This is a genomic window from Lentzea californiensis (assembly GCF_024648825.1).
Lineage (GTDB): Bacteria > Actinomycetota > Actinomycetes > Mycobacteriales > Pseudonocardiaceae > Lentzea > Lentzea californiensis.
The window spans coordinates 174,099-195,154 of record NZ_JANBBE010000002.1 but is presented as its reverse complement, the minus strand read 5'-3'; the positions used below and the strand labels follow the sequence as shown (position 1 = coordinate 195,154).

At 68.7% G+C, this 21,056-nt stretch carries 22 protein-coding genes; 10 read left to right on the top strand and 12 right to left on the bottom strand.

All coding sequences use genetic code 11. The features are described 5' to 3' along the window. Window positions 1-114: 114 nt before the first annotated feature. Both LX88_RS11800 and lon read left to right on the top strand, forming a co-directional pair. Window positions 115-765: a cytochrome P450 family protein gene (locus tag LX88_RS11800; RefSeq protein WP_258947823.1), complete on the top strand. Its 651-nt coding sequence runs from the start codon at window positions 115-117 to the stop codon at window positions 763-765. A 76-nt stretch (window positions 766-841) separates the two neighbouring features. Continuing rightward, window positions 842-3,193, top strand: a complete 2,352-nt coding sequence (gene lon / locus LX88_RS11795; RefSeq protein WP_258947822.1) for an endopeptidase La — start codon at window positions 842-844, stop codon at window positions 3,191-3,193. Window positions 3,194-3,254: 61 nt separating this feature from the next. Here lon and LX88_RS11790 read toward each other — a convergent pair whose 3' ends face one another. From LX88_RS11790 to LX88_RS11775, 4 genes are all read right to left on the bottom strand, one after another. Next, complete coding sequence (locus LX88_RS11790; protein WP_258947821.1) at window positions 3,255-3,731, bottom strand: AMIN-like domain-containing (lipo)protein; 477 nt, start codon at window positions 3,729-3,731, stop codon at window positions 3,255-3,257. Window positions 3,732-3,793: 62 nt separating this feature from the next. Next, window positions 3,794-4,264 (bottom strand): AMIN-like domain-containing (lipo)protein, encoded by a 471-nt coding sequence (locus LX88_RS11785; RefSeq protein ID WP_258947820.1) that lies wholly within the window; start codon window positions 4,262-4,264, stop codon window positions 3,794-3,796. A gap of 18 nt (window positions 4,265-4,282) precedes the next feature. Continuing rightward, the gene (locus tag LX88_RS11780) at window positions 4,283-4,732 is read right to left on the bottom strand and encodes an AMIN-like domain-containing (lipo)protein (protein ID WP_258947819.1); all 450 of its coding nucleotides are present in this window, start codon (window positions 4,730-4,732) and stop codon (window positions 4,283-4,285) included. A 65-nt stretch (window positions 4,733-4,797) separates the two neighbouring features. Continuing rightward, window positions 4,798-5,478, bottom strand: a complete 681-nt coding sequence (locus tag LX88_RS11775) for a polysaccharide deacetylase family protein (protein ID WP_258947818.1) — start codon at window positions 5,476-5,478, stop codon at window positions 4,798-4,800. A gap of 179 nt (window positions 5,479-5,657) precedes the next feature. Between LX88_RS11775 and LX88_RS11770 the strand changes: the two genes are divergently transcribed. The 3 genes from LX88_RS11770 to LX88_RS11760 all read left to right on the top strand — a co-directional run bounded on the left by LX88_RS11770 (window position 5,658) and on the right by LX88_RS11760 (window position 8,468). Further along, window positions 5,658-6,185: a YbhB/YbcL family Raf kinase inhibitor-like protein gene (locus LX88_RS11770; RefSeq protein ID WP_258947817.1), complete on the top strand. Its 528-nt coding sequence runs from the start codon at window positions 5,658-5,660 to the stop codon at window positions 6,183-6,185. Between the two features lie 431 nt (window positions 6,186-6,616). Then, window positions 6,617-7,990, top strand: coding sequence for a mycothione reductase (locus LX88_RS11765; RefSeq protein WP_258947816.1), 1,374 nt, complete (start codon window positions 6,617-6,619; stop codon window positions 7,988-7,990). 64 nt (window positions 7,991-8,054) lie between these two features. Continuing rightward, window positions 8,055-8,468: an NADPH-dependent FMN reductase family protein gene (locus tag LX88_RS11760; RefSeq protein ID WP_258947815.1), complete on the top strand. Its 414-nt coding sequence runs from the start codon at window positions 8,055-8,057 to the stop codon at window positions 8,466-8,468. On the opposite strand, the gene LX88_RS11755 is transcribed toward LX88_RS11760, so the two are convergent. Together LX88_RS11755 and LX88_RS11750 are read right to left on the bottom strand one after the other, a co-directional pair. Further along, window positions 8,465-8,878, bottom strand: coding sequence for a VOC family protein (locus LX88_RS11755; RefSeq protein WP_258947814.1), 414 nt, complete (start codon window positions 8,876-8,878; stop codon window positions 8,465-8,467). The two genes, LX88_RS11760 and LX88_RS11755, sit on opposite strands and share 4 nt — an antisense overlap. Window positions 8,879-8,946: 68 nt before the next feature. Then, window positions 8,947-10,185: an MFS transporter gene (locus LX88_RS11750; RefSeq protein ID WP_258948230.1), complete on the bottom strand. Its 1,239-nt coding sequence runs from the start codon at window positions 10,183-10,185 to the stop codon at window positions 8,947-8,949. Between the two features lie 54 nt (window positions 10,186-10,239). Here LX88_RS11750 and LX88_RS11745 point away from each other — a divergent pair, with 54 nt between their 5' ends. The 3 genes from LX88_RS11745 (at window position 10,240) to LX88_RS11735 (ending at window position 13,310) form a co-directional block, all read left to right on the top strand. Then, the gene (locus tag LX88_RS11745; RefSeq protein ID WP_090074208.1) at window positions 10,240-10,911 is read left to right on the top strand and encodes a FadR/GntR family transcriptional regulator; all 672 of its coding nucleotides are present in this window, start codon (window positions 10,240-10,242) and stop codon (window positions 10,909-10,911) included. A 207-nt stretch (window positions 10,912-11,118) separates the two neighbouring features. Further along, complete coding sequence (locus LX88_RS11740; protein ID WP_258947813.1) at window positions 11,119-12,222, top strand: epoxide hydrolase family protein; 1,104 nt, start codon at window positions 11,119-11,121, stop codon at window positions 12,220-12,222. Further along, window positions 12,219-13,310 carry a winged helix DNA-binding domain-containing protein gene (locus tag LX88_RS11735; protein WP_258947812.1) on the top strand — a complete coding sequence of 364 codons (1,092 nt, stop codon included), beginning with the start codon at window positions 12,219-12,221 and terminating at the stop codon, window positions 13,308-13,310. The genes LX88_RS11740 and LX88_RS11735 overlap by 4 nt, the downstream gene beginning before the upstream one ends. Here LX88_RS11735 and LX88_RS11730 read toward each other — a convergent pair. Next, window positions 13,307-14,197, bottom strand: coding sequence for a LysR family transcriptional regulator (locus LX88_RS11730; RefSeq protein ID WP_258947811.1), 891 nt, complete (start codon window positions 14,195-14,197; stop codon window positions 13,307-13,309). The genes LX88_RS11735 and LX88_RS11730 overlap by 4 nt on opposite strands. Window positions 14,198-14,270: 73 nt before the next feature. On the opposite strand from LX88_RS11730, the gene LX88_RS11725 reads away from it, so the two are divergent. Beyond that, window positions 14,271-15,164, top strand: a complete 894-nt coding sequence (locus LX88_RS11725; RefSeq protein ID WP_258947810.1) for an EamA family transporter — start codon at window positions 14,271-14,273, stop codon at window positions 15,162-15,164. Here the strand turns inward: LX88_RS11725 and LX88_RS11720 are convergent. Then, window positions 15,088-16,587: a cobyric acid synthase gene (locus LX88_RS11720; protein ID WP_258948229.1), complete on the bottom strand. Its 1,500-nt coding sequence runs from the start codon at window positions 16,585-16,587 to the stop codon at window positions 15,088-15,090. The two genes, LX88_RS11725 and LX88_RS11720, sit on opposite strands and share 77 nt — an antisense overlap. Before the next feature lie 28 nt (window positions 16,588-16,615). On the opposite strand from LX88_RS11720, the gene LX88_RS11715 reads away from it, so the two are divergent. Continuing rightward, window positions 16,616-17,296 carry an alpha/beta fold hydrolase gene (locus tag LX88_RS11715; protein WP_258947809.1) on the top strand — a complete coding sequence of 227 codons (681 nt, stop codon included), beginning with the start codon at window positions 16,616-16,618 and terminating at the stop codon, window positions 17,294-17,296. On the opposite strand, the gene map is transcribed toward LX88_RS11715, so the two are convergent. Genes map through LX88_RS11695 form a run of 4 tightly spaced genes read right to left on the bottom strand, consistent with a single transcriptional unit; the run spans window position 17,283 to window position 20,939 of the window. Further along, window positions 17,283-18,140 carry a type I methionyl aminopeptidase gene (gene map / locus LX88_RS11710; protein WP_258947808.1) on the bottom strand — a complete coding sequence of 286 codons (858 nt, stop codon included), beginning with the start codon at window positions 18,138-18,140 and terminating at the stop codon, window positions 17,283-17,285. The genes LX88_RS11715 and map overlap by 14 nt on opposite strands. A 10-nt stretch (window positions 18,141-18,150) precedes the next feature. Then, entirely contained in the window at window positions 18,151-18,279 is a 129-nt protein-coding gene (locus LX88_RS11705; protein WP_256241091.1) for a hypothetical protein, read from the bottom strand. Beyond that, window positions 18,279-20,069 carry a penicillin-binding transpeptidase domain-containing protein gene (locus LX88_RS11700; protein ID WP_258947807.1) on the bottom strand — a complete coding sequence of 597 codons (1,791 nt, stop codon included), beginning with the start codon at window positions 20,067-20,069 and terminating at the stop codon, window positions 18,279-18,281. The genes LX88_RS11705 and LX88_RS11700 overlap by 1 nt, the downstream gene beginning before the upstream one ends. 18 nt (window positions 20,070-20,087) lie before the next feature. Continuing rightward, window positions 20,088-20,939, bottom strand: coding sequence for a GNAT family N-acetyltransferase (locus tag LX88_RS11695; RefSeq protein ID WP_258947806.1), 852 nt, complete (start codon window positions 20,937-20,939; stop codon window positions 20,088-20,090). Window positions 20,940-21,056: the final 117 nt, after the last annotated feature.

Here is a 21,056-nt window from a genome sequence, read left to right as displayed (position 1 = left end):
GTGTCCACCGCCACACATCCGAACCGAGATGGTTTCGGTCACGTGTGAGGAACCATGCACTCCAGCACTGCTGAACGCCATGCGAGGTTCCGCCTTCTCAGGGAACGCTCTCCGGTGCACTTCGACGCCGATATCGGCGGGTGGTGCATCACCCGTTACGACGACGTGCTCACAGTGCTCGGCATCGATTCCGGTGATCCGGAACCACTACCCGAACGGGCGATCGCGCGCGCCGTGAAGCTCGCCCGGCCGGTGATCACCCTGAGCACCCTCGAAATGCTCGACGCCGACGACGCGGCTTTCACGCAGTCGGTCGCGGCGACGGCGGCCGAGGCGTTCACGCTCGCGCACGGCATGGAGGCGTTCGCGGCCAGTGCCCTGGCCACCACGCAGGCGTTCCTCGCCAACGCGTTGCGCGCACTGCACGAGCACCCCCAGCAGGCCGAGTTGCTCAGGACCACGCCGGAGCTCGCCAGGGACGCTGCGGAGGAGCTGCTGCGGTTCGACACCCCGATCCCCATCGCTCCCGCCCGCCGGACGCCCCACCCGGTCGTGCTGAGCGGGCGTACGGTCGAAGCAGGCGAGGTGCTCGTGCCGTTCGTCGCGGCGGCCAACCGGTGTTCGGTGAGGTTCCCGGGTGGCGACCGCCTCGACCTGCGCCGCAGACCCGTCGGCGTGCTGGCCGCGTGCCCCACGAGCGCCGCGCTGGCCCGCGTGACCGGTGAGATCGCGCTGGTCAGACGCGTTCGGGCAGCTGCTCGCTGACAGCGAACACGCCAGGGGAACACCAGTCCACTCCAGTTGGTTGAGCGGTACAGACTCAACTTTGGAGGGTGACGAGATGGGCGAGACTCTGGCCCTGCCGGTTCTGCCGCTGGACGACGTCGTGGTGCTTCCCGGCATGGTCGTGCCGATCCGCATCTCCGGCGAGGACGCGAGCTCCGAGGCGCGTGCGGCCGTAGACGCGGCCACGACCGCGGCAAACCATCAAGTGCTCCTCGTCCCACGGCTGGACGGGAAGTACTCAGCAGTAGGCACGCTGGCCGAGATCGAACAGGTGGGCCGCCTCCCCGGTGGCGAACGCGCTGCCGTCGTGCGCGGCACCAAGCGCGTGCGCATCGGCACGGGCACGACGGGGCCGGGCGCGGCGCTGTGGGTGAACGCGACGATCGCGGACGACTCCGTGATCACCGACCGGACCCGTGAACTCGCGAAGCAGTACCGCGCGCTCGTGACGAACATCCTGCAGACGCGTGGCGCGTGGCAGATGGTCGACTCGGTGCAGCAGATCAGCGACCCGTCCGCACTGGCCGACCTCGCGGGCTACGCCTCCTACCTCGACGACCAGCAGAAGATCTGGCTGCTGGAGACGAGCGACGTCACCACCCGGCTGGAGAAGCTGGTGGAGTGGGGTCAGGCGCACCTGACCGAGCTCGACGTCAACGAGACGATCGCGAAGGACGTCAAGGAAGGCGTCGAGAAGCAGCAGCGGGAGTTCCTGCTGCGCCAGCAGATGGCCGCGATCCGCAAGGAACTGGCCGAGCTCGACGGCAAGCCGGCGACCGAGCAGGACGACTACCGCGCCCGCGTCGAGGCGGCAGACCTGCCGGAGAAAATCGCGAAGGCCGCCCTGGCCGAGGTCGACAAGCTGGAGCGCACCTCCGAGCAGTCGCCCGAGGTGGGCTGGATCCGGACGTGGCTCGACACCGTCCTCGAGATGCCGTGGAACTCCCGTACCGAGGACTCCTACGACATCAAGGCGGCGCGCGAGATCCTCGACGCCGACCACGCGGGCCTCGACGACGTGAAGCAGCGCATCACCGAGTACCTGGCCGTGCGCAAGCGTCGTGCCGACCGCGGCCTGGGCGTGGTGGGCGGCCGTCGTTCCGGTGCCGTGCTCGCGCTGACGGGCCCTCCCGGCGTCGGCAAGACGTCGCTCGGCGAGTCCGTGGCGCGGGCGATGGGCCGCAAGTTCGTTCGCGTGGCGCTTGGTGGCGTGCGCGACGAGGCCGAGATCCGCGGGCACCGCCGCACGTACGTCGGCGCGCTGCCCGGCCGGATCGTCCGCGCGATCAGCGAGGCCGGTTCGATGAACCCGGTCGTGCTGCTCGACGAGATCGACAAGGTCGGCTCCGACTACCGCGGCGACCCCACGGCGGCGTTGCTCGAGGTGCTGGACCCGGCGCAGAACCACACGTTCCGCGACCACTACCTGGAGGTCGAGCTCGACCTCTCGGACGTGGTGTTCCTCGCGACCGCGAACGTGCTGGAGTCGATCCCGGCGCCGTTGCTCGACCGCATGGAACTCGTGCAGCTCGACGGCTACACCGAGGACGAGAAGGTCACGATCGCCAGCGGCCACCTGCTGCCGCGCCAGATCGAACGGGCCGGCCTCACGCCTGAGGACGTCACGTTCGACAAGCCCGCACTGCACCAGCTCGCGAGCGAGTACACGCGCGAAGCCGGTGTGCGGCAACTGGAACGGGCCCTCGCGCGCATCCTGCGCAAGGCGACCGCGAAGGTGGCACTGGGCGAGGCGGAGTTCCCGATCACGGTCGACCAGCCGTCGCTGAAGTCCTACATCGGCAGCCCGAAGAACACGCCGGAGTCGGCGGAACGCACGTCCGTCCCAGGCGTGGCAACGGGTCTGGCCGTCACGGGCGTCGGTGGCGACGTGCTGTTCATCGAGGCCTCGCTGGCCCCGAAGGACACCGGCGCGTCCGGCGTGACGCTGACCGGCCAGCTGGGCGACGTGATGAAGGAGTCCGCGCAGATCGCGTTGTCGTACCTGCGTTCGCACGACGACAGGGCCGCGGCGCTGGCCGACCGGGGAGTGCACATCCACGTCCCGGCGGGCGCGGTGCCGAAGGACGGTCCGTCCGCGGGCGTCACGATGACGACGGCACTGGCGTCGCTGCTCTCGGGCCGCCCGGTGCGTTCCGACGTGGCGATGACGGGCGAGATCTCGCTGACCGGCCGGGTGTTGCCGATCGGTGGCGTGAAGCAGAAGCTGCTGGCCGCTCACCGTGCGGGCATCACGACCGTGCTGCTGCCGCAGCGCAACGAGCCGGACCTGGAGGACGTGCCGGAGTCGGTGCGTGAGCAGCTGACGGTGCACTTCGTCTCGGACGTGGCCCAGGTGCTGGAGCACGCGCTCTCGAAGGAGACCGTCGCGACGACCGTTGCGGCGTAACGACAAAGACCCCTCGTGGGGGCAGCAGCGGCGACTGCTGCCCCACGAGGCTTTTTCGTGTCTACAGGCCCACGTCGATGATGAGCCGGTTCGGGCTCGTCAGCGTGAACACGCGGTGCCACGAGTAGGGATTGCTGTACCCGACAGCGATCCCGAGGGTGGCCTCGAAGTCGCACGTGAGCGCGACGCCGCGAACGTGACTCAGGCCGGGCGTCGCGAAGTTCTGCGACCCGGTGTACGTCAGGTTCCCGTTGTCGTCGTGCGCGGCCGCACCGATCAACGTGACCGCCAGGATCTCGTTGACCCCAGGCGCCGCAATGGCGATCGGGTTCCCGGACGCGCAGTGCGCCACGCTCGTGACCTCACTGACCCGGTGCTCCGTCGGCAACGCGGACAGGTCCAGCACCACGCGGCTGAACCCGACGTGCTGTCCGGTCCGGATGTTCGACAGCGTGGGCGTGCTCTGCGCCGACGCGACCGGCACGAAGGTGAAAACCGCCAGTACCGCCACCAGCAGTGCGACAAGACGTTTGTTCATTTCGGCCCCCTCTCAGGGCTCACTTGATGCCCTAAAGACGTGTGACCCACGCCACAGTTGCCTCAGCGTGAGTAGACATCGATGACGACCCGGTCGGGATTCGTCAGCGTGAAGACCTTGTGCCACGAGTCCGGGTCGTCGTAACCGACCGCGATGCCGAGCGTCGCCTCGAAGTCACAGGTGAACGCGATGGTCTTCACGTTGGTCAGGCCGGCCGGCGAGAAGTTGCGCGGACCCGTGTAGGTCGGGTCGAAGTTCTCGTCGTACGAGGCGGCGTAGTGGAACACCGACTGGAGGATCTCGTTGCCCTGCACGGGAACCGGGTTGCCCGAAGCGCAGTTCGCGACCGAACCGGTCTCCCGGGACTGGTGGTTGCTCGGCAGCCCGTTCATGTCGAGCACGATCCGCTCGAACCCGTCGTGCTTGCCGGTCCGGATGTTCGTGAGCTCGGCATGCCCCTGAGCCGACGCCATCGGAACGAACGTGAACACCGCGGCCACCGCGAGCAGCACCGCACCAAGACGCTTCTTCACCGTCTCCCCCTCTGAATGTCAGTTGTTCTTGACGTCGACGACCACACGGGTCGGGTTGTCGAGGAACGAGACCTCGTACGTCCGCCCCTTGCCCGCGTACCCGATCGAAAAGCCGAGGCGCGCCTCGAAGTTGCACGTGTTCGTGACGCTCCGGACGTTCAAGAGCCCAGGCGTCTCGAACGAGCGCGGTCCGGCGTAGCCGTGCGCGTTGGCGGGCTGCATGGTGACGTCCACGAACTCGTCCCCCTTGGCCGAGATCGGCTTGCCCGACCCGCAGTTGTAAGGCTCGGCCGACCGTTCCGCCGTCACCTCGGGCCGCGGCCCGCCGAGTTCGAACACGACCCGATCGAACCCGGCGTGCCGCTCGGTGCGGATGTCCGTGAGCTGGTTCCCCTCAACCGCGGACGCGGCCGGCACCACGCTCATCGCCATCCCCACGGCGACGAGCGCGACAGCGATGCGCTTCATCTCTCCCCCTCTTCCCCGAAAGGCCCCTCACGTGGACACGCCCCACGAGCCCTCGGGGTTGCCCGCTACCCCAGGAAGTCCTCCAGCGGCACAGGCGTCAGCCCGTCCTGCTTCGCCCGGTGGAGAAAGGCCGTGAAGTCCTCGACGAACGTCGTCCGGAAGTGCATGAGCACGATGTCACCAGGGCTGAGCTTGTCCCCCTGCTGAAACTGCACCCGCCCGTCGTTGACAGCCGCGGTCCAGTTCACCAACGCCTTGAACCCACAACTGGCCGCCGCCTGACGAGTGGTCGAGTCGTAGTTCCCGAACGGCGGCCGGAACAACGTGGGCCGCTTCCCGTAGTCCCCGGCGAGGAAGTCGGCGTTGCCGCAGATCTCGTTCTTCTGGAACTCGAGCCCCTTGCCCATCAGGTTCGGGTGGTTCGACGTGTGGCTGTGCACCGTCACGGGCAACCGCTTGAAGTAGTCCCTGTGCCCCTCGGCGTACTTGGTGTTCAAGAAGACCGACGGCCACACCCCGGCCTCGATCATCAACTCCAGAGCCTTCGGATGCTGCACGGCCCCGTCGTCGATGGTGATGAACACGTACGGCTTGTCCGTCTGAATCCGCGTGACAACGGGCACCATCCCGTCGACAACAGCAGGTGCCTGTGCCTGCACAGTCCCGTACGAATACGGCGGCTCGAACATCCGCTTGGGCCGCTCGGACGAACTGGTGGTCACCGGCGCCGACGACGTGGTCAACACCGGACCACCGGACTGCGTTTCAGGCGCGTCCCCACACGCCACAACCCCGGCAACCAGCAAAAAGGCAGCAAGAAGCCGCATCTTGGACATCAAAAATCCCCCTCCACGCGAAAGACGTCGCGCAGGCCCTCATGGTTGCACGGGGCTAGGGTCGAAGTGATCACAAAAAGGAGGACCACATGAGCCTCGAGCGCCCAGTCGCTCCCGACCCCTACGAGCTGCTACCGCAGGTCGGCACCTTCACCGTCACCTCGACGGACGTGCGCGACGGCGAGCAACTCCCCGACGCCCAGGTCTTCGAGGGCGGCAACACCTCCCCGCAACTGACCTGGTCGGGCTTCCCGGAGGAGACCCGCAGCTTCGTGGTCACCTGCTACGACCCGGACGCACCGACCCCGTCGGGCTTCTGGCACTGGGTGGCCGTGAACATCCCGGCGACCACCACCAGCCTGGCCACAGGCGCAGGCGCCGAAGACGCCACCCTCCCAGGCGACGCCTTCCACGTCCGCTCCGACTACAGCACCCGAGCCTTCGGCGGCGCCGCCCCACCGAAGGGCGACCACCCCCACCGCTACTACTTCGTGGTGCACGCCGTAGACGTGGACAAGCTGGACGTGGACGAGAACGCCTCCCCAGCAGTGGTGAGCTTCAACCTGGCCTTCCACACCCTGGCAAGGGCCATCATCACCCCTACCTACCAGCACTAACACGCACGCAGCGCCACTCACCCGCGAAGCCGAAGGCGAGCCGTCCTTCCACACGGGCCGGGCGGTGGGGTCCCGTCACGAGTCGCGCCATAGCTCTTGCTGCATGCAAGGAGGGGTGTCAAGCGGACACCCCTCCTTGCATGTGGCCCGCTCTTGGTGCGGCTCGTGACGGGACCCCACCGCCAAACGCACCCTCAAACCAACCGGCAGCCGCCCAACGCAACAGGCGTGCCATCAACCCGCCCGCGGCGCCACCCCCGATCAGATTGCCGGGGGTCTGGGGGCAGAGCCCCCAGGGGAAGCACGCAAGGCGACCAGGCCGCCCGCAAGGTGACCACCCGCCCGGTCGCATCCCGCCCAGCCACCCCCGTAAGCCCTCCACAACCCCCATCCAGGGAACACCCCCACCCCCAAAGTGGTTGGATCCTCACGTGAGGCACTTCGACCTGGTCATAATCGGCACCGGCTCCGGCAACAGCATCCCGACGGAAGCCATGGCAGGCTGGCAGATCGCCATCCTGGAAAAGGGCACCTTCGGTGGCACCTGCCTCAACGTGGGCTGCATCCCCACCAAGATGTTCGTCCACACAGCAGACCAGGCCGCAGCCCCGGCCAACGCCAAGAAGCTGGGCGTGGACGCCACCCTGGACACCGTCCACTGGCCAGAGATCCGAGACAGGATCTTCAACAGGATCGACCCGATCGCGGAGGGCGGCCGCAACTGGCGCGCCAACGAGAACGCGAACGTGACGGTCTACGAGGGCACCGCGCACTTCATCGACGCGCACACGATCGACACGGGCACCGGCGAGACGATCACCGCCGACCGGATCGTCGTGGCCGCGGGCAGCCGTCCGACCGTCCCGGACATCGCGGACCTGGACACCACGGGTTTCCACACGAGCGACACCGTCATGCGCCTCGACGAACTCCCCGAGAGCCTGATCATCGTCGGCAGCGGTTTCATCGCCTCGGAGTTCGCGCACGTCTTCAGCAGCTTCGGCGTCGAGGTCACCGTGATCGCCCGGTCGAACCTCCTCCTCCGTCACGAGGACCTGGAGATCGCCCAGCGCTTCACCGAGGTCGCCAAGGGCAAGTGGAACGTCCTGCTCAACCGCAAGACCACCCGCGCCGAGAAGACCGCGACCGGTGTGAAGCTCCACCTGGAAGGCCCCAACGGCGAGGAAACCGTTGAGGCACAACAACTTCTCATCGCAACGGGCAGGCAGCCCAACAGCGACCTGCTCCAGGTCCAGAACGCCGGCCTCGACCAGCACGGCGACGGTCGCGTCAAGGTCGACGAGTACCAGCGCACGAGCCAGCCGCACATCTTCGCCCTCGGCGACATCAGCTCGGACTACCAGCTCAAGCATGTCGCCAACCACGAGTCCAAGGTCGTCCAGCACAACCTGCTGCACCCCGACGACCAGATCAAGAGCGACCACCGCTTCGTGCCGGCCGCCGTCTTCTCCAGCCCGCAGATCGCGAGCGTCGGCCTGACCGAGGAACAGGCCAAGGAGAAGGGCATCCGTTACGTCACGGCCAGCCAGGCCTACGCCTCCATCGCGTACGGCTGGGCCATGGAGGACACGACCGGCTTCGCGAAACTGATCGCGGACCCGGCCACCGGTCAGCTCCTCGGCGCGCACATCATCGGGCCGCAGGCCTCGTCGGTGATCCAGCCGCTGATCCAGGCGATGAGCTTCGGCCTGGACGCGAAGTCCATGGCACGTGGCCAGTACTGGATCCATCCGGCAATGCCTGAACTGGTCGAGAACGCGCTCCTGAACCTGCCGCTGGACTGAATTCCCTGAAGGACAGGGACTTACGCCGCTGCCCAAAACGAGCGGCACCAACGACGATGCAGCGATGACAGACAGAGTCCTCGTCGCCTACACGTCGAAAACAGCTGCCACGGACGAGATCGCCGAGATCATCGGCACCGAACTCGCGGGCTGCGGGCTGAGAGTCACCGTGCTCCCGGTCGCCGCGGCCGAATCGCTGCACGGGTTCGGTGCCGTGATCTTGGGTGACGTCGCGGCCCGCGACGCGCAACGGTTCGTGAAGCGGCACAGGGTCTACCTCAAGCGCACGCCCATCTGGTTGTTCCACCGCGGCACGCCTCCCGTGCCGAACGACGTCACGCGCATGGTCCGCAAGCTGGGCGCGAGCGGGCCGATCAGCTTCGGCGGCGAGGCGCCGGACTGGGACCGCGCCCAGGCCTGGGCCCGTTACCTCGCCGACCAGCTCGCGGTGCTGCACCGCGGTTTCGTCTCCAACTAGGCAGGCTGGGCCTGCTGGATCCGGACCGTGTTCCCCGCGGGATCGCGGAACACGCAGTCCCGCGCACCCCACGGCTGGTCGGCCGGTTCCTGCACGACGTCAGCACCACCGGCCTGGAGCTTGTCGAACGCGCCGTCGAGATCCGGCGTGACCAGGTTGATGAACGCGTACGACCCGTTCTCGATCATCTCGGCGATCGCGGTCCGTTGACCGTCCGTGAGCCCTTCGGCCATGGCAGGCGGTTCCAGGACCACGGCGGAGCCGCTACCGGCCGGTGCGACGGTGACCCACCGCATCGTGCCCCGGCCGACGTCGGCGCGGACCTCCCAGCCGAGCAGGTCGCGGTAGAACGCGAGCGAGGCCTCGGGGTCGGTGTGCGGGAGGAACGTGGCCTGAATGGTGATGTCCATGCCGGCAACGCTAGGACCAGCGCCGACGCGAAGCTTCTTGATTCCTGACCGGCTGGCCGGGACAGGGCCTAGACGTACCGGGGACGCCCGGCGATCATGCCGAGCACGGTCAGCGCGACGAGCAGCACCAGCTGCAACGTCAACGACGTGGTCCACGTCCCGGTGGCCTCACGCAGCACGCCGAACGCGAACGGCCCGGAAGCCGCGATCAGGTAACCGATGCTCTGCGCCATCGCCGACAGCCGCGCGGTGTCCGAAGTGGACTTGGTGCGCAGCGACATCACCAGCAGCGCCAGCGGGAACATGCCCATGCCGAACCCGATCAGCACCACCCAGAGCCCCGGTGCGGCAGCGGGCGCCACCAGCATGCCCAGGATCCCGCCGAACGACAGCACGCCCAACGCGAGGACCATCGGTCCCTGACTGGAGAACCGGGCGGCGATCGGCGGCACGAACAGGCTCACCGGAACGCTCAGCAGCATCGAGACGGCGAGCAGCATGCCGGCGGTGTTCCGGTCGACACCGGAGTCGACGAGCATCGCGGGCAGCCAGCCCATGACGGTGTAGGCGAACAGCGACTGCAGCCCGAAGAACACCGTGATCACCCACGCCAGCGGGCTGCGCAGCAAGGACCGCTTCTCCACCGGCGCGACCGACCGCACCACGGTCGACGCGGCACCGTGCCGGGCCCCGGCGAACCACACGACCAGCGCACCGGCCGACAACAGCGCCCACGCGCCGACGGCCAGGCGCCACGAGCCGAGCCACTCCTCCATCCGAGGAGTCAGCGCGGCGGCCAAGGCCGCACCCGCGGAGAGCGTTCCCGTGTACACGCCGGTGAGCAGCCCGACCTTGTTCGGGAAGGACGCCTTCACCACCACCGGGATCAGCACGTTGGACACCGCGATGCCCGCACACGCGATGAAGGTGCCGCCCAGCACGACCCACGGACCGTCGATCACGCGCAGTACGAGGCCGAGCGTGAGCACCCCCAGTGACAGTCCGATCGCACGAGCCATGCCGAGGCGGCGACCCAGCCAGGGGGCCGCGAACGCCGCGAAGCCGAAACAAAGCGCCGGAACGGCCGTCAGCGCACTGGTCCAAGCGGCCGAAACCCCAAGGGCGGCGCGGACATCACCCAGGACCGAGGCCAGACTGGTCACCGCAGGCCGGAGATTCGCGGCAGCGAGGGCGACCCCGATCGCGAGCAACGTGGACCCGACCAGCGGAACGTGACGATTCTTGACGACCGTCACCCTGCGACCTGGATCGGTGGCAGTCTGTGCGGCAAGAGTCGTCTGCTTCATCGTCACGCGAGCCACTATCGCAGACGTAGGATGTTCGGATGAAAGGATGACGCTGTGCCGTTGGCCACTACCCGACGGGCGGGTCTCGTCGACCAGGTGATCGAGCAGATGCGCGGCGCGATCACGACTGGTGAATGGCCCGTCGGGCAGCGCATCCCGCCCGAACCCGAGCTGGTCACCGCGCTCGGGGTGGGGCGGAACACGGTCAGAGAGGCCGTGCGCGCGCTCTCCCACGCCGGACTGCTGGAGGTGCGGCAGGGCGACGGCACGTTCGTCCGCGCGACCAGCGAGATCTCCGGCGCCGTCCGCCGCATGTGCGGGACCGAACTGAAGGAAGTGCTCCAGGTCCGCCGCACCCTCGAGGTGGAGGGCGCGCGCCTGGCCGCGAAGCACCGCACGGACGCCGAGCTGGCGCGCCTCACCGAGTTGCTGCAGAAGCGCGACGCGGCGATGGAGGGCGAGCAGTGGGCCGAGGTGATCGAGCACGACACCGCGTTCCACGTGCTGCTCGTGCAGTGCTCCCACAACACGCTTCTAGCCGAGCTCTACCAGGGCTTGACCGAGGCGGTCAAAGCTTCGGTGGCGGCCTCTGTCGACACCAGCCAGCCCGGCCAGGACCAGGTGTCGCACACCGGGCTGCTGCACGCGGTCCGGGACGGCGACCAGGAGAAGGCGGCGATCGAGGCGGGCGGTTTCTTCGAGGAGCTGATCGAGAAGTTCTGCTAGTGGCGCGTCCACTAACCCTTGTCGGCCTATTTCGGGGCCAGGCGGGTGCATCGCGGTGCCGCCCCCACGCCCTCATATCGGGCATATGGGGGCGTGGGGGCGGCGCCGGGAGGCGCCCACCTGGGCGCGAAATAGACCGGCAAGGATTGTGGATGTGTCACAAATCGCGGACAAGCGCTGTCCGCATGAGCTCATAGCGTGGGGGCCATGGAGATCACGCCGTTCCGCATCGAGATCCCGCAGGCGGAGATCGACGACCTCCGCTCCCGCCTGGCCGGCACGCGCTGGCCCGAGGAGGACCTGCCGGGCGTCGGCTGGTCCTACGGCATCCCGCTGAGCTACCTGCGCCCGCTCGCCGAGTACTGGCGCGACGGGTTCGACTGGCGCGCGCAGGAGGAGCGGATCAACTCCCACCCCCAGTTCACGACCGAGATCAGCGGGCAGCGCATCCACTTCCTGCACGTCCGCTCGAAGAACCCGGACGCGACACCGCTGCTGCTCGTCCACGGCTGGCCCGGTTCGTTCGTCGAGTTCCTGAACGTGATCGAGCCGCTGTCCGAGGACTTCCACCTCGTCATCCCGTCGATCCCCGGCTTCGGCTTCTCGGGCCCGGTCCGCAAGCCCGGCTGGAACGTCCTGCGCGTCTCGTGGGCGTTCGCGAAGCTGATGGAGGGCCTGGGCTACGACCGCTACGGCACGCAGGGCGGCGACTGGGGTTCGGGCATCGCGCAGGAGATCGGCCGGGTGTTCCCCGAGCAGGTCATCGGCGTGCACGTGAACATGCTGCAGACCTTCCGGCCGCAGGGCGTCAACGACCTGTCGGACGAGGAGCTGCGCGCGCTGGAGTCACTCGACCACTACCAGAAAGAGCTCTCCGGCTACATGCACCTGCAACGCAGCAGGCCGCGCACGCTGTCGTACGCGCTGACGGACTCGGCCGTCGGGCAGCTCGCGTGGATCGCGGAGAAGTTCCACGACTGGACGGACAACGACGGCGCGCCCGAGGACGCGGTGGACCGCGACCAGATGCTGACCAACGTGTCCGTCTACTGGTTCACCGGCACGGCGGGCTCGTCGGCGGCGCTGTACAAGGAGCAGTCGGCGACCTGGGGTCAGCAGCAGCCGTCGACCGTGCCGACCGGCGTCGCGATCTTTCCGCACGACCTGAGCCTGCCGGTGCGGTCGCTGGCGGAGAAGATGATCCCGTCGATCGTGCACTGGACCGAGTTCGACCGCGGCGGTCACTTCGCCGCGATGGAGGAGCCGGACCTGCTGGTCCAAGACATCAGGAAGTTCTTCGAATCACTGTGAGCACAACACTGTCGAACCGCACCCTCAACCGGACCCTCCTGGCGCGGCAACTGCTCCTGGAGCGGACGTCCATGCCGATCGTCGAGGCCGTCGAGCACCTCGGCGGCCTTCAGGCCCAGGCTCCGATCCCGCCGTACCTCGCGCTGTGGACGCGGCTCAAGCCGTTCAAGGTCGACGCGCTGAGCAAGCTCATCATCGACCGTTCGCTGGTGCGGATGACGTTGTGGCGCGGCACGTTGCACCTGATCTCGGCCGACGACGTGTACCTGATGCGCACGGCGTTGCAGCCGGAGCTCAACAAGTGGGCGAAGATCGTGATGCCGCCCGCCACGCGGGTCGAGATCGACCTCGACAAGCTGGCGCGGATCACCCGCGAGTACATCGACGCCGAACCCCGCACGGTCGCGGAGATCGGCGCGCACCTCGAGGAGCACTTCCCCGAGGCCAAGGCCCGCGAGATGTCCACGCAGGCGCAGATGCTGGTGCCGATGATCCAGGTGCCGCCGCGCGGGATCTGGGGCGTGGGCGGCATTCCGCAGAACGTCGCGATGGCCTCGTGGCTCGGCCGCGAGCTTCCCGAACGGGCCGCGGTGCCGGAGCTGATCAAGCGGTACCTGCGGGCGTTCGGACCGGCGACGCTCGCGGACATGCAGGCCTGGTCCCGGCTGATCGGGCTCAAGGCGCACGCGGCGGACCTCGACCTGGTGGAGTACAAGAACGAGGACGGCAAGGTGCTGCTCGACGTGCCGGACGGCGTGATCGTCTCCGAGGACGTGCCGGCACCCGCACGGCTGCTGCCCGCGTTCGACAACGTGCTGCTGGGGCACGCCGACCGCAAGCGGATCATGAGCGAGGAGGCGCGGTCGCGCTGGGGCGCGGTGCGCAACGGCGTGTTCCCGCCGACGTTCCTCGTGGACGGGTTCCTGCGCGGCACCTGGAACGTGGTGGAGAACAAGGACGCGGCGACGCTGACGATCGAGCCGTACTTCAAGACCACCAAGAAGGACATGGCCGGCGTGGTCCGCGAGGCCAAGGCGGTGCTGAAGGTGATGTCCCCCAAGAAACCGCACGTGGTCCTCGCGCCCTAAGACATCTGCTTGATCACGTCGAGAGTCGCGGTGATGGCGGGCCTGCGCGAGGCCTGGGTCCGCCACACCGCGTACAGCCGCCGCGTGGGTGTGGGCCGCAACGGCACGGCCTTGACGTTGTCCGGCACCTCTCCCCTGCCCAGCCGCGGGATCAGCGCCACGCCGATCCCCTTGGCCAGCAACGCGATCTGCGTCCGGTACTCGCTGATCCGGTACGCCACCACCGGTTCGATGCCCGCGCCGTGAAACGTCCGCTCGAGCCAGTCGAAGCAGATCGAGCCTTCGGTCTGGCAGATCCACCGCTCGCCGGCGAGGTCGATCGGTTCGAGGAATTCCTTGCGCGACAACGGGTTCGTGACCGGGATCAGCACCTCCGCGACGTCGTTGACGAGGAACGCGCGCGACAGCGACTCCGGCACGGGCAGGGGCGTGTTCGCCCAGTCGTGCACGATCGCCAGGTCGAGCTCGCCGCGGGCGACGGCCTCGGTGGCGTAGGGCGGGTCGATCTCCGTGAGCCGCACGTCGAGGGCCGGGTGCTGCTCGGCCAAGCGCACCAGGACGTCGGGCAGCAGGCCACGCGAGGCCGTGGCGAAGGCGCCGATGCAGAGGCGGCCGATCGCGGCGCCCCGCTGTTCCTCCAGCGCGACCTCGGCCTCCTCGACGAGTTTGAGGACCTGGCTCGCGGTGTCGGCGAGCAGGCGGGCGGCGTCAGTGAGGCGGACGCCGCGGCCACTGCGTTCCAGCAGCGTGGTGCGGGTCTCGCGTTCGAGCTTGGCGATCTGCTGCGACACCGCGGACGGCGTGTAGCCGAGCACCTCGGCCGCCGCGCCGACCGTGCCGTGCACGGCGATGGCGTGCAGGGCCTTCAGCCTTCCCAGATCGAGCATGTAGCGATGCTAAACCCAAAACCTTAGAAATCGGAACTAGTGCTAAATAGTTGTCAGGCGCAAGCTTAAGGGCATGAGTCCCCGTCACGTCCTGCTCGCTGTGCTGGTCGCCGCCATCTGGGGCTTCAACTTCGTCGTGCTCAAGGCCGGCCTGGACGAGTTCCCGCCGATCCTGTTCTCGGCGCTGCGGTTCCTCGCGGCGGCGGTGCCCGCGATCTTCTTCATCGGCCGGCCGTCGGTGGCGTGGCGCTGGGTCATCTCGGTCGGGCTGGTGCTGGGCGTCGCGAAGTTCAGCTTCCTGTTCATCGGACTGAAGGCGGGCATGCCGGCGGGGCTGTCGAGCCTGGTGCTGCAGAGCCAGGTCATCTTCACGGCGGTGTTCGCGGCGGTCGTGCTGCGCGAACGGCCGAAGCCCGTGCAGATCACCGGCATCGCACTGGCCCTCGCCGGGATCGGGGTGATCGCGTGGGACTACGGCCTCTCGTCGCCGCTGCTGGGGTTCGCGCTGCTCATCGCGGCGGCGGCCTGCTGGGGCGTGTCGAACGTGCTGATGCGGTACGCACGGCCGGCGGACACGTTGCGGTTCATGGTGTGGGTGAGTGCCGTCGCGGTGCTTCCGCTGTTCGCCCTGTCGGCGCTCACGGAGGACATGAGCGCGCTCGGCCGCCTCAACTGGACCGGTGTGGGCGCGGTCGGGTACGTCGCGTGGATCTCGACGTTGCTCGGGTTCGGCATCTGGGGATTCCTGCTGCGCCAGTACGAGTCGTCCGTCGTGGCGCCGTTCTCGTTGCTGGTGCCGGTGTTCGGGATGTTCTCGGCGTGGGCGTTCCTCGGCGAGGACCTGAGCGGGCTGCAGGCCGTCGCCGGTGGCCTGGTGCTGGTCGGGCTGGCTATTCCGCAGCTGATGGGGCGCCGGGCGGCACGAACGGCAGCCCTGCCGGAGCCCCTCGTTCCAGCAGGTCGATGACGGCCTTCGTGTCGAGGTGATCGGCGACCAGGTCGCCCAGCAGGTCCAGCTGGGCCTCGCGGGCGGCCTGGAAGCTCACCTCGCCCGGTTCGAAGTCGCGGCCCGCGCGCTCGGCCGCCCAATGCAGGAACCTGCGGCGGAACGCGTCGTTCTCCAGCAGGCCGTGCCAATGGGTGCCGAGCACACGCTCGGTCTGGGCACCTTCGTCACCGATGAGCGGGGTCTCCCCGCTGCGGACGACCTGGCCGTGGTGGATCTCGTAGCCGGTGACGGGCTCGTCCCACGCGGTGCCCGACGGCGTGGCGAGCGTCTTGCGCGGCTGGAAGCGGATGTCGACGTCGAGCAGGCCGAGGCCGTCGACGGCGCCGCACCCCGACTCCACGTCGTCCTCGATCCGCTTGGACAGCATCTGGAACCCGCCGCAGATGCCGAGCACCGGGCCGTCGAAGCGCCCGATCGCCTGCGCCAGACCGGTTTCCCGCAACCAGGCGAGGTCGGAGACGGTGGCCTTCGAACCGGGCAGCACGACCAGGTCCGCGTCGGCCAGCCGGGACGGCTCCGTCACGAACCGCACCGAGACACCGGGCTCGCAGGCCAGCGCCTCGACGTCGGTGGCGTTCGACACGCGCGGCAACCGGATCACGGCGACCCGCAGCCAGTCCTTGACGGGCGGCCGAGGCCTGCCGATCACGCCGTCCGCGTTGTAGGACAACGAGTCCTCGGCGTCGAGCCAGAGTTCCTCGCTCCACGGCAGCACACCGAGCACCGGCCGCCCGGTGAGCTGCTTGAGCTGCCTCAGGCCCGGTTCGAGCAGGCGCTGGTCGCCACGGAACTTGTTGACGACGAAGCCGGAGATCAACGCCTGGTCCGCGGCGTCCAGCACCGCGACCGTGCCGAAGAGGTGCGCGAACACGCCACCGCGGTCGATGTCGCCGACGACGAGCACCGGCAGGTTCGCGTTGACGGCCAGGCCCATGTTCGCGATGTCGTTGGGGCGCAGGTTGATCTCGGCCGGCGAGCCCGCGCCCTCGCAGATCACGACCTCGTGGTCCCGCCTGAGCCCGTCCAAAGTGGACAAGACGGTGCCGAGCAGCTGCTGCTTGCGTTCGCGGTAGCTCAGCGCCGAGACCTCGCCGACCGCCTGGCCGAGCACGACGACCTGGGACGTGCGGTCGCTGCCGGGCTTGAGCAGCACCGGGTTGAACCGGACGCTGGGCTCCTTGAACGCCGCCCGCGCCTGCACCGCCTGGGCCCGCCCGATTTCCCCGCCGTCGAGTGTGACGAACGAGTTGTTCGACATGTTCTGCGCCTTGAACGGCACGACGTCGACGCCCTGGCGTGCCAGAAAGCGGCACAGACCGGCCACCAGGACGCTCTTGCCCGCGTCCGAGGTCGTCCCACAGATCAACATCGCGCCCCGCATGGACGCCAATGCTGCCATCATCACCTCCATGCTCACCGTCGTGCTCATGCACAGCCCGTTCCTCGGCCCGTCGAGCATGCGCCCGCTCGCCGACGAACTGGCCTCCGACGGGATGGCCGTGCTGCTGGTCGACCTGCAGATGAGGATCAACGAGGCGCCCGTGCACCAGCGGCTGATCGGCGCCTTCGCCGACGCCCTGGAGGACGCCGGCGTCGGCGGCACGCTGGTGCTGGTGGGCCACAGCGGCGCGGGCCCGTTGCTGCCGTGCTTCGCCGACGCACTCGAAATGGACGTGGCGGGCCTGGTGTTCCTCGACTCGGACCTGCCGACGCCGGGCAGGTCGTGGCGCGAGACCGTCGACCCGGCCCTCGTGGAGAAGGTCAAGGCGTCGGTGCGGGACGGCAAGCTGCCGCGCTGGGACCGCTGGTTCGACTCGGACCCGCTGAAGCTCGTGCCCGCCGGCCTGCGCGAGGAGATGCGCGACGAGGCACCCGAGGTGCCGTGGGACTTCCTGAAGGAACAGCGCCCGAGCGTCGAGTGGTCCGGGGCGTGCGGGTACGTGCAGCTGTCGCCGGTCTACGACGACGCGGCGGCTCGCGCCACTGAACTCGGCTGGCCCGTCGAGCGCCTGGAGTCGCACCACCTGGCGGCCGCGACGTCGCCGTCGGCTGTCGCGGCCGCGCTGAAGGCAGTGATCAGCACACTGTGAGGATCTCCGAGCCTGTCTCGGTCACGACGATCGTGTGCTCGAACTGAGCGGTCCAGCTCTTGTCCTTCGTGGTGACGGTCCAGCCGTCGTCCCACATCTCGCCCTCGTAGTCCCCGAGCGTGATCATCGGCTCGATCGTGAACGTCATGCCGGGTTCCAGCACCGTCTTCACCGACGGCTCGTCGTAGTGCAGGACCACGAGGCCGCTGTGGAACGTGCGGCCGATGCCGTGGCCGGTGAAGTCGCGCACCACGCCGTAGCCGAACCGGTTCGCGTACGCCTCGATGACGCGGCCGACGACGTTGAGCTCGCGGCCGGGCTTCACGGCCTTGATGGCGCGCATCGTCGCCTCGTGCGTGCGCTCGACGAGGAGCTTGGCCTCCTCGGAGACGTTGCCCGCGAGGAAGGTGGCGTTCGTGTCGCCGTGCACGCCACCGATGAACGCGGTGACGTCGATGTTCACGATGTCGCCGTCCTCGACCACGGTGGTGTCCGGGATGCCGTGGCAGATGACCTCGTTGAGCGAGGTGCAGCACGACTTCGGGAAGCCGCGGTAGCCCAGCGTCGACGGGTAGGCGCCGTTGTCGCACAGGAACTCGTGCGCCACGGCGTCGATCTCGTCCGTCGTCACGCCCGGCACGACGACCTTGCCGGCCTCCTGCAGCGCCTGGGCGGCGAGGCGCCCGGCGATCCGCATGGCTTCGATGATCTCCGGCGTCTGCACCCAGGGGTCGGTGCCGCGCGTCGGCGCGGGCTTGTCGACGTACTCGGGACGCACGATGCGCGAAGGCACCTGACGTCGCGGAGATTGCACACCGGGTTGCAGCGGGGCACGAACAGACATGCAGTCCAGATTAGCCTTGTGCGCGCCGCACGCCCTGAACCTGGTCCTCCGCCCTCGGCTCGGGCAGCCTGGGCACGGGCAGCAGGATGCCGGCCCGGATCAGGCGTTCACGGGTGGTCAGGTCCTTGGTCTTGCTCATCACGGCACCGCCTTGAGGAAACTCGCCGCCACCTCCACGGCCGGTGTCGAAGTTTCCCCGCTGAGCACCAGGGTCGCGAACGCGAGATCGCCCCGGTAGCCCATGAACCACCCGTGTGAGTGCACGCCGTCACCGAACTGCGCCGTGCCAGTCTTGCCCCGCACGTCTCCGTACGGCTTGAGTTGCGGTGCAGTGCCCGACTCGACGACCTCGCGCATCATGGCGCGCACCGGGTCCAGCGCGGCCACGGGCGGCGCGGTGGGCTGTTCGTCCGCTTTGGTCTCCTTGCCCCGCACCAGCTGCGGCACCGGCACCGAGCCCTTCACGATCGACGCCGAGACGAGCGCCATGCCGAACGGCGAGGCGAGCACCTTGCCCTGGCCGAACGCGTCCTCGGCCCGTTCCACGACGTCCGTCGCGGGCGGCACGGACCCGGTGATCGTGGTGAGGCCCGCGATGTCGAAGTCGACGCCGAGGCCCAGCGACAGCGCGGCGCTCGGCAGCAGGTCCGGCGGCATGTCGACGGCGAGCTGCGCGAACGAGGTGTTGCAGGAGAACGCGAACGCGGAGTGCAGCGGGATCGTGCCCTTGTCGAACTCGTTCGAGTTCGGCACGATCCGCCGTCCGTCGATGGTGGTCTTGCCGGGGCACGGCACCGGGGTGTCGGCGGTGACCTTGCCGGACTGGATCGCGGCCAGCGCCGAGACCGCCTTCATCGTGGAGCCCGGCGGGAAGCGGCCGGTCAGCGCGAGCGCGCCCTGGGCGTCGGCCGGGTCGTTCTGCGCGACGGCCAGGATGTCGCCGGTGGACGGCTGGATGGCCACCAGGATCGTGGGCTGCGTGAGCGGCTCGACGGCGTCCTCGGCGGCGGCCTGGACCACCCGCGACAGCGCGATGTTCACGGCCTTGGCGGGCTCGGGGGCCTTCGAGTGCAGTTCCTCGACCTCGGTGCCCTGGGCGTCGACCGTGCTGACGCGGAACCCCGCGTTGCCGGCGATGTCGTTCTCGACGAGCTTGCGCACCGCGGGCAGCACCTGGGTGGCGAAGTTGCGGCTCGGCGCCAGCAGCGACGTCTGCGAGCTGAACCGCACGCCGGGCAGGTCGTAGATCTTCGGCTTCACCGACTGGTAGTCCGCGTCCCGCAGCGCCGCCACCTGGTAGGCCTGGCCCTCCGGGGTCTTGCCCACGCCGTCGGTGATCGTCTGCTGGGTGATGGCCTTGTCGAGCGGGTTCAGCGCGTCCGCGAGGGACTTCGTGACGGCCGCCACGTCCCCGGCCTCCTTGCCGACGAGCAGCACCGAGACGACGCGTTCGGGAGCGAGCAACGGCGTGCCGTCGCGGTCGAGCACCGGCGCCGGGTCCGGCGTGAGCTCGGCGAGCTTGACCGTCTGCTGCGGTGCGAGCTTCGGGTGCGCCACCGACGACGCCCAGTGCACCTTCCACGTGCCGCCGTCCTGGCGCACGTCGAACTTGGTCGGGTAGGTCCAGTGGCGGTTCTTGCCGAGGTTCCAGTCGAGCGTGACGGACGCTTCGGACGCCAGCTCGCCGTTCTTGCGGATCTGGTCGACCTTGCTGCTCAGGCCTTCCGGCTTGAGCGCTCCCCGGAACTTCTCGAGGGTGTCCTTGGCGTCGTTCGGGTTGTCCGTCATCCCGGCGGCACCCTGCACGTCACCGGACGCGAGCTTCGCCAGGAAGTCGTTGGTGATCTCCGGTGGTCCTGGTTCGGATTCGAACAGCCCACAGCCGCTCACCGTCACCAGCAACACCGTGATCGTCGCGAGAAGGCGCACTCGCGCGAGTATGCCCGTTCAGAAGAGGACAGTGGCGTACTGGCCGACTTGTTCGAATCCGATTCGCCGGTAGGCGGCCTGCGCCACGTGGTTGTAACCGTTGACGTAGAGGCTCGCGGTCCTGTTGAGAACCCTGGTCAGCCGGTCGGCCACCGCCGCCGTGCCCGCCGTGCCGATGCCCTCGCCGCGGCGGTCCGGACGCACCCAGACGCCCTGGATCTGGCCGACCTTGCTGGACATGGCGCCGATCTCGGCCTTGAAGACGACCTCGCCGTGTTCGAACCGGGCGAAGGCCCTGCCCGCGGCGATCAGCTCGGACACCCGCGCCCGGTAGCCCGCGCCGCCGTCCTCGGCGCACGGGTCGATGCCCACCTCTTCGATGAACATCGAGATGGCGGCGGGGAGGTAGCGGTTCAGCTCGCTCGGGCGGACCTGGCGGACGTGCGGGTCCGGGGTGATCTTCGGGGCCGTCGAGATGGCCATCAGCGGCTGGTCCCCGCGGACCTCCCTGGCCGGGCCCCAGTCGGGCTGCAGCTCGTCCCAGAGGGTCAGGACCTGCTCGGCCGGACCGACGAGGCTCGAGCACATGCGGCCCCGGCGCCGGGCGCGGTCGGCGAACATGCGCATGGCCGTCGCGCCGCCCTTGAGCGGGATCAGGTTCGGGCCGGAGAAGCAGAGACCCTCCACCTTGCCCCTGATCGGCTTGGAGTCGGAGCCCCACATCTCGCCGCCCAGGCGCCACGGGTCGAGGCCCGCCACTTCCACCCGTGCCGCGACCATGCACGCCGCCACGGGGTCGTCGTCGAAGACCCCGCGCACGTCGATCAGGTCGCGCTCGTCGAGAACGCGAGCTCCGGCAAGCCTCAGCACGTCACCTAGCGTGCCAGATTCGGCGTGTCCGTGACATCAGCCAACAGTGCCTACTGTCAGTGACCGCAGGCACTTTTCACACGCACGCGGGGCCCTTTCGTACTCTCATGCAGTACG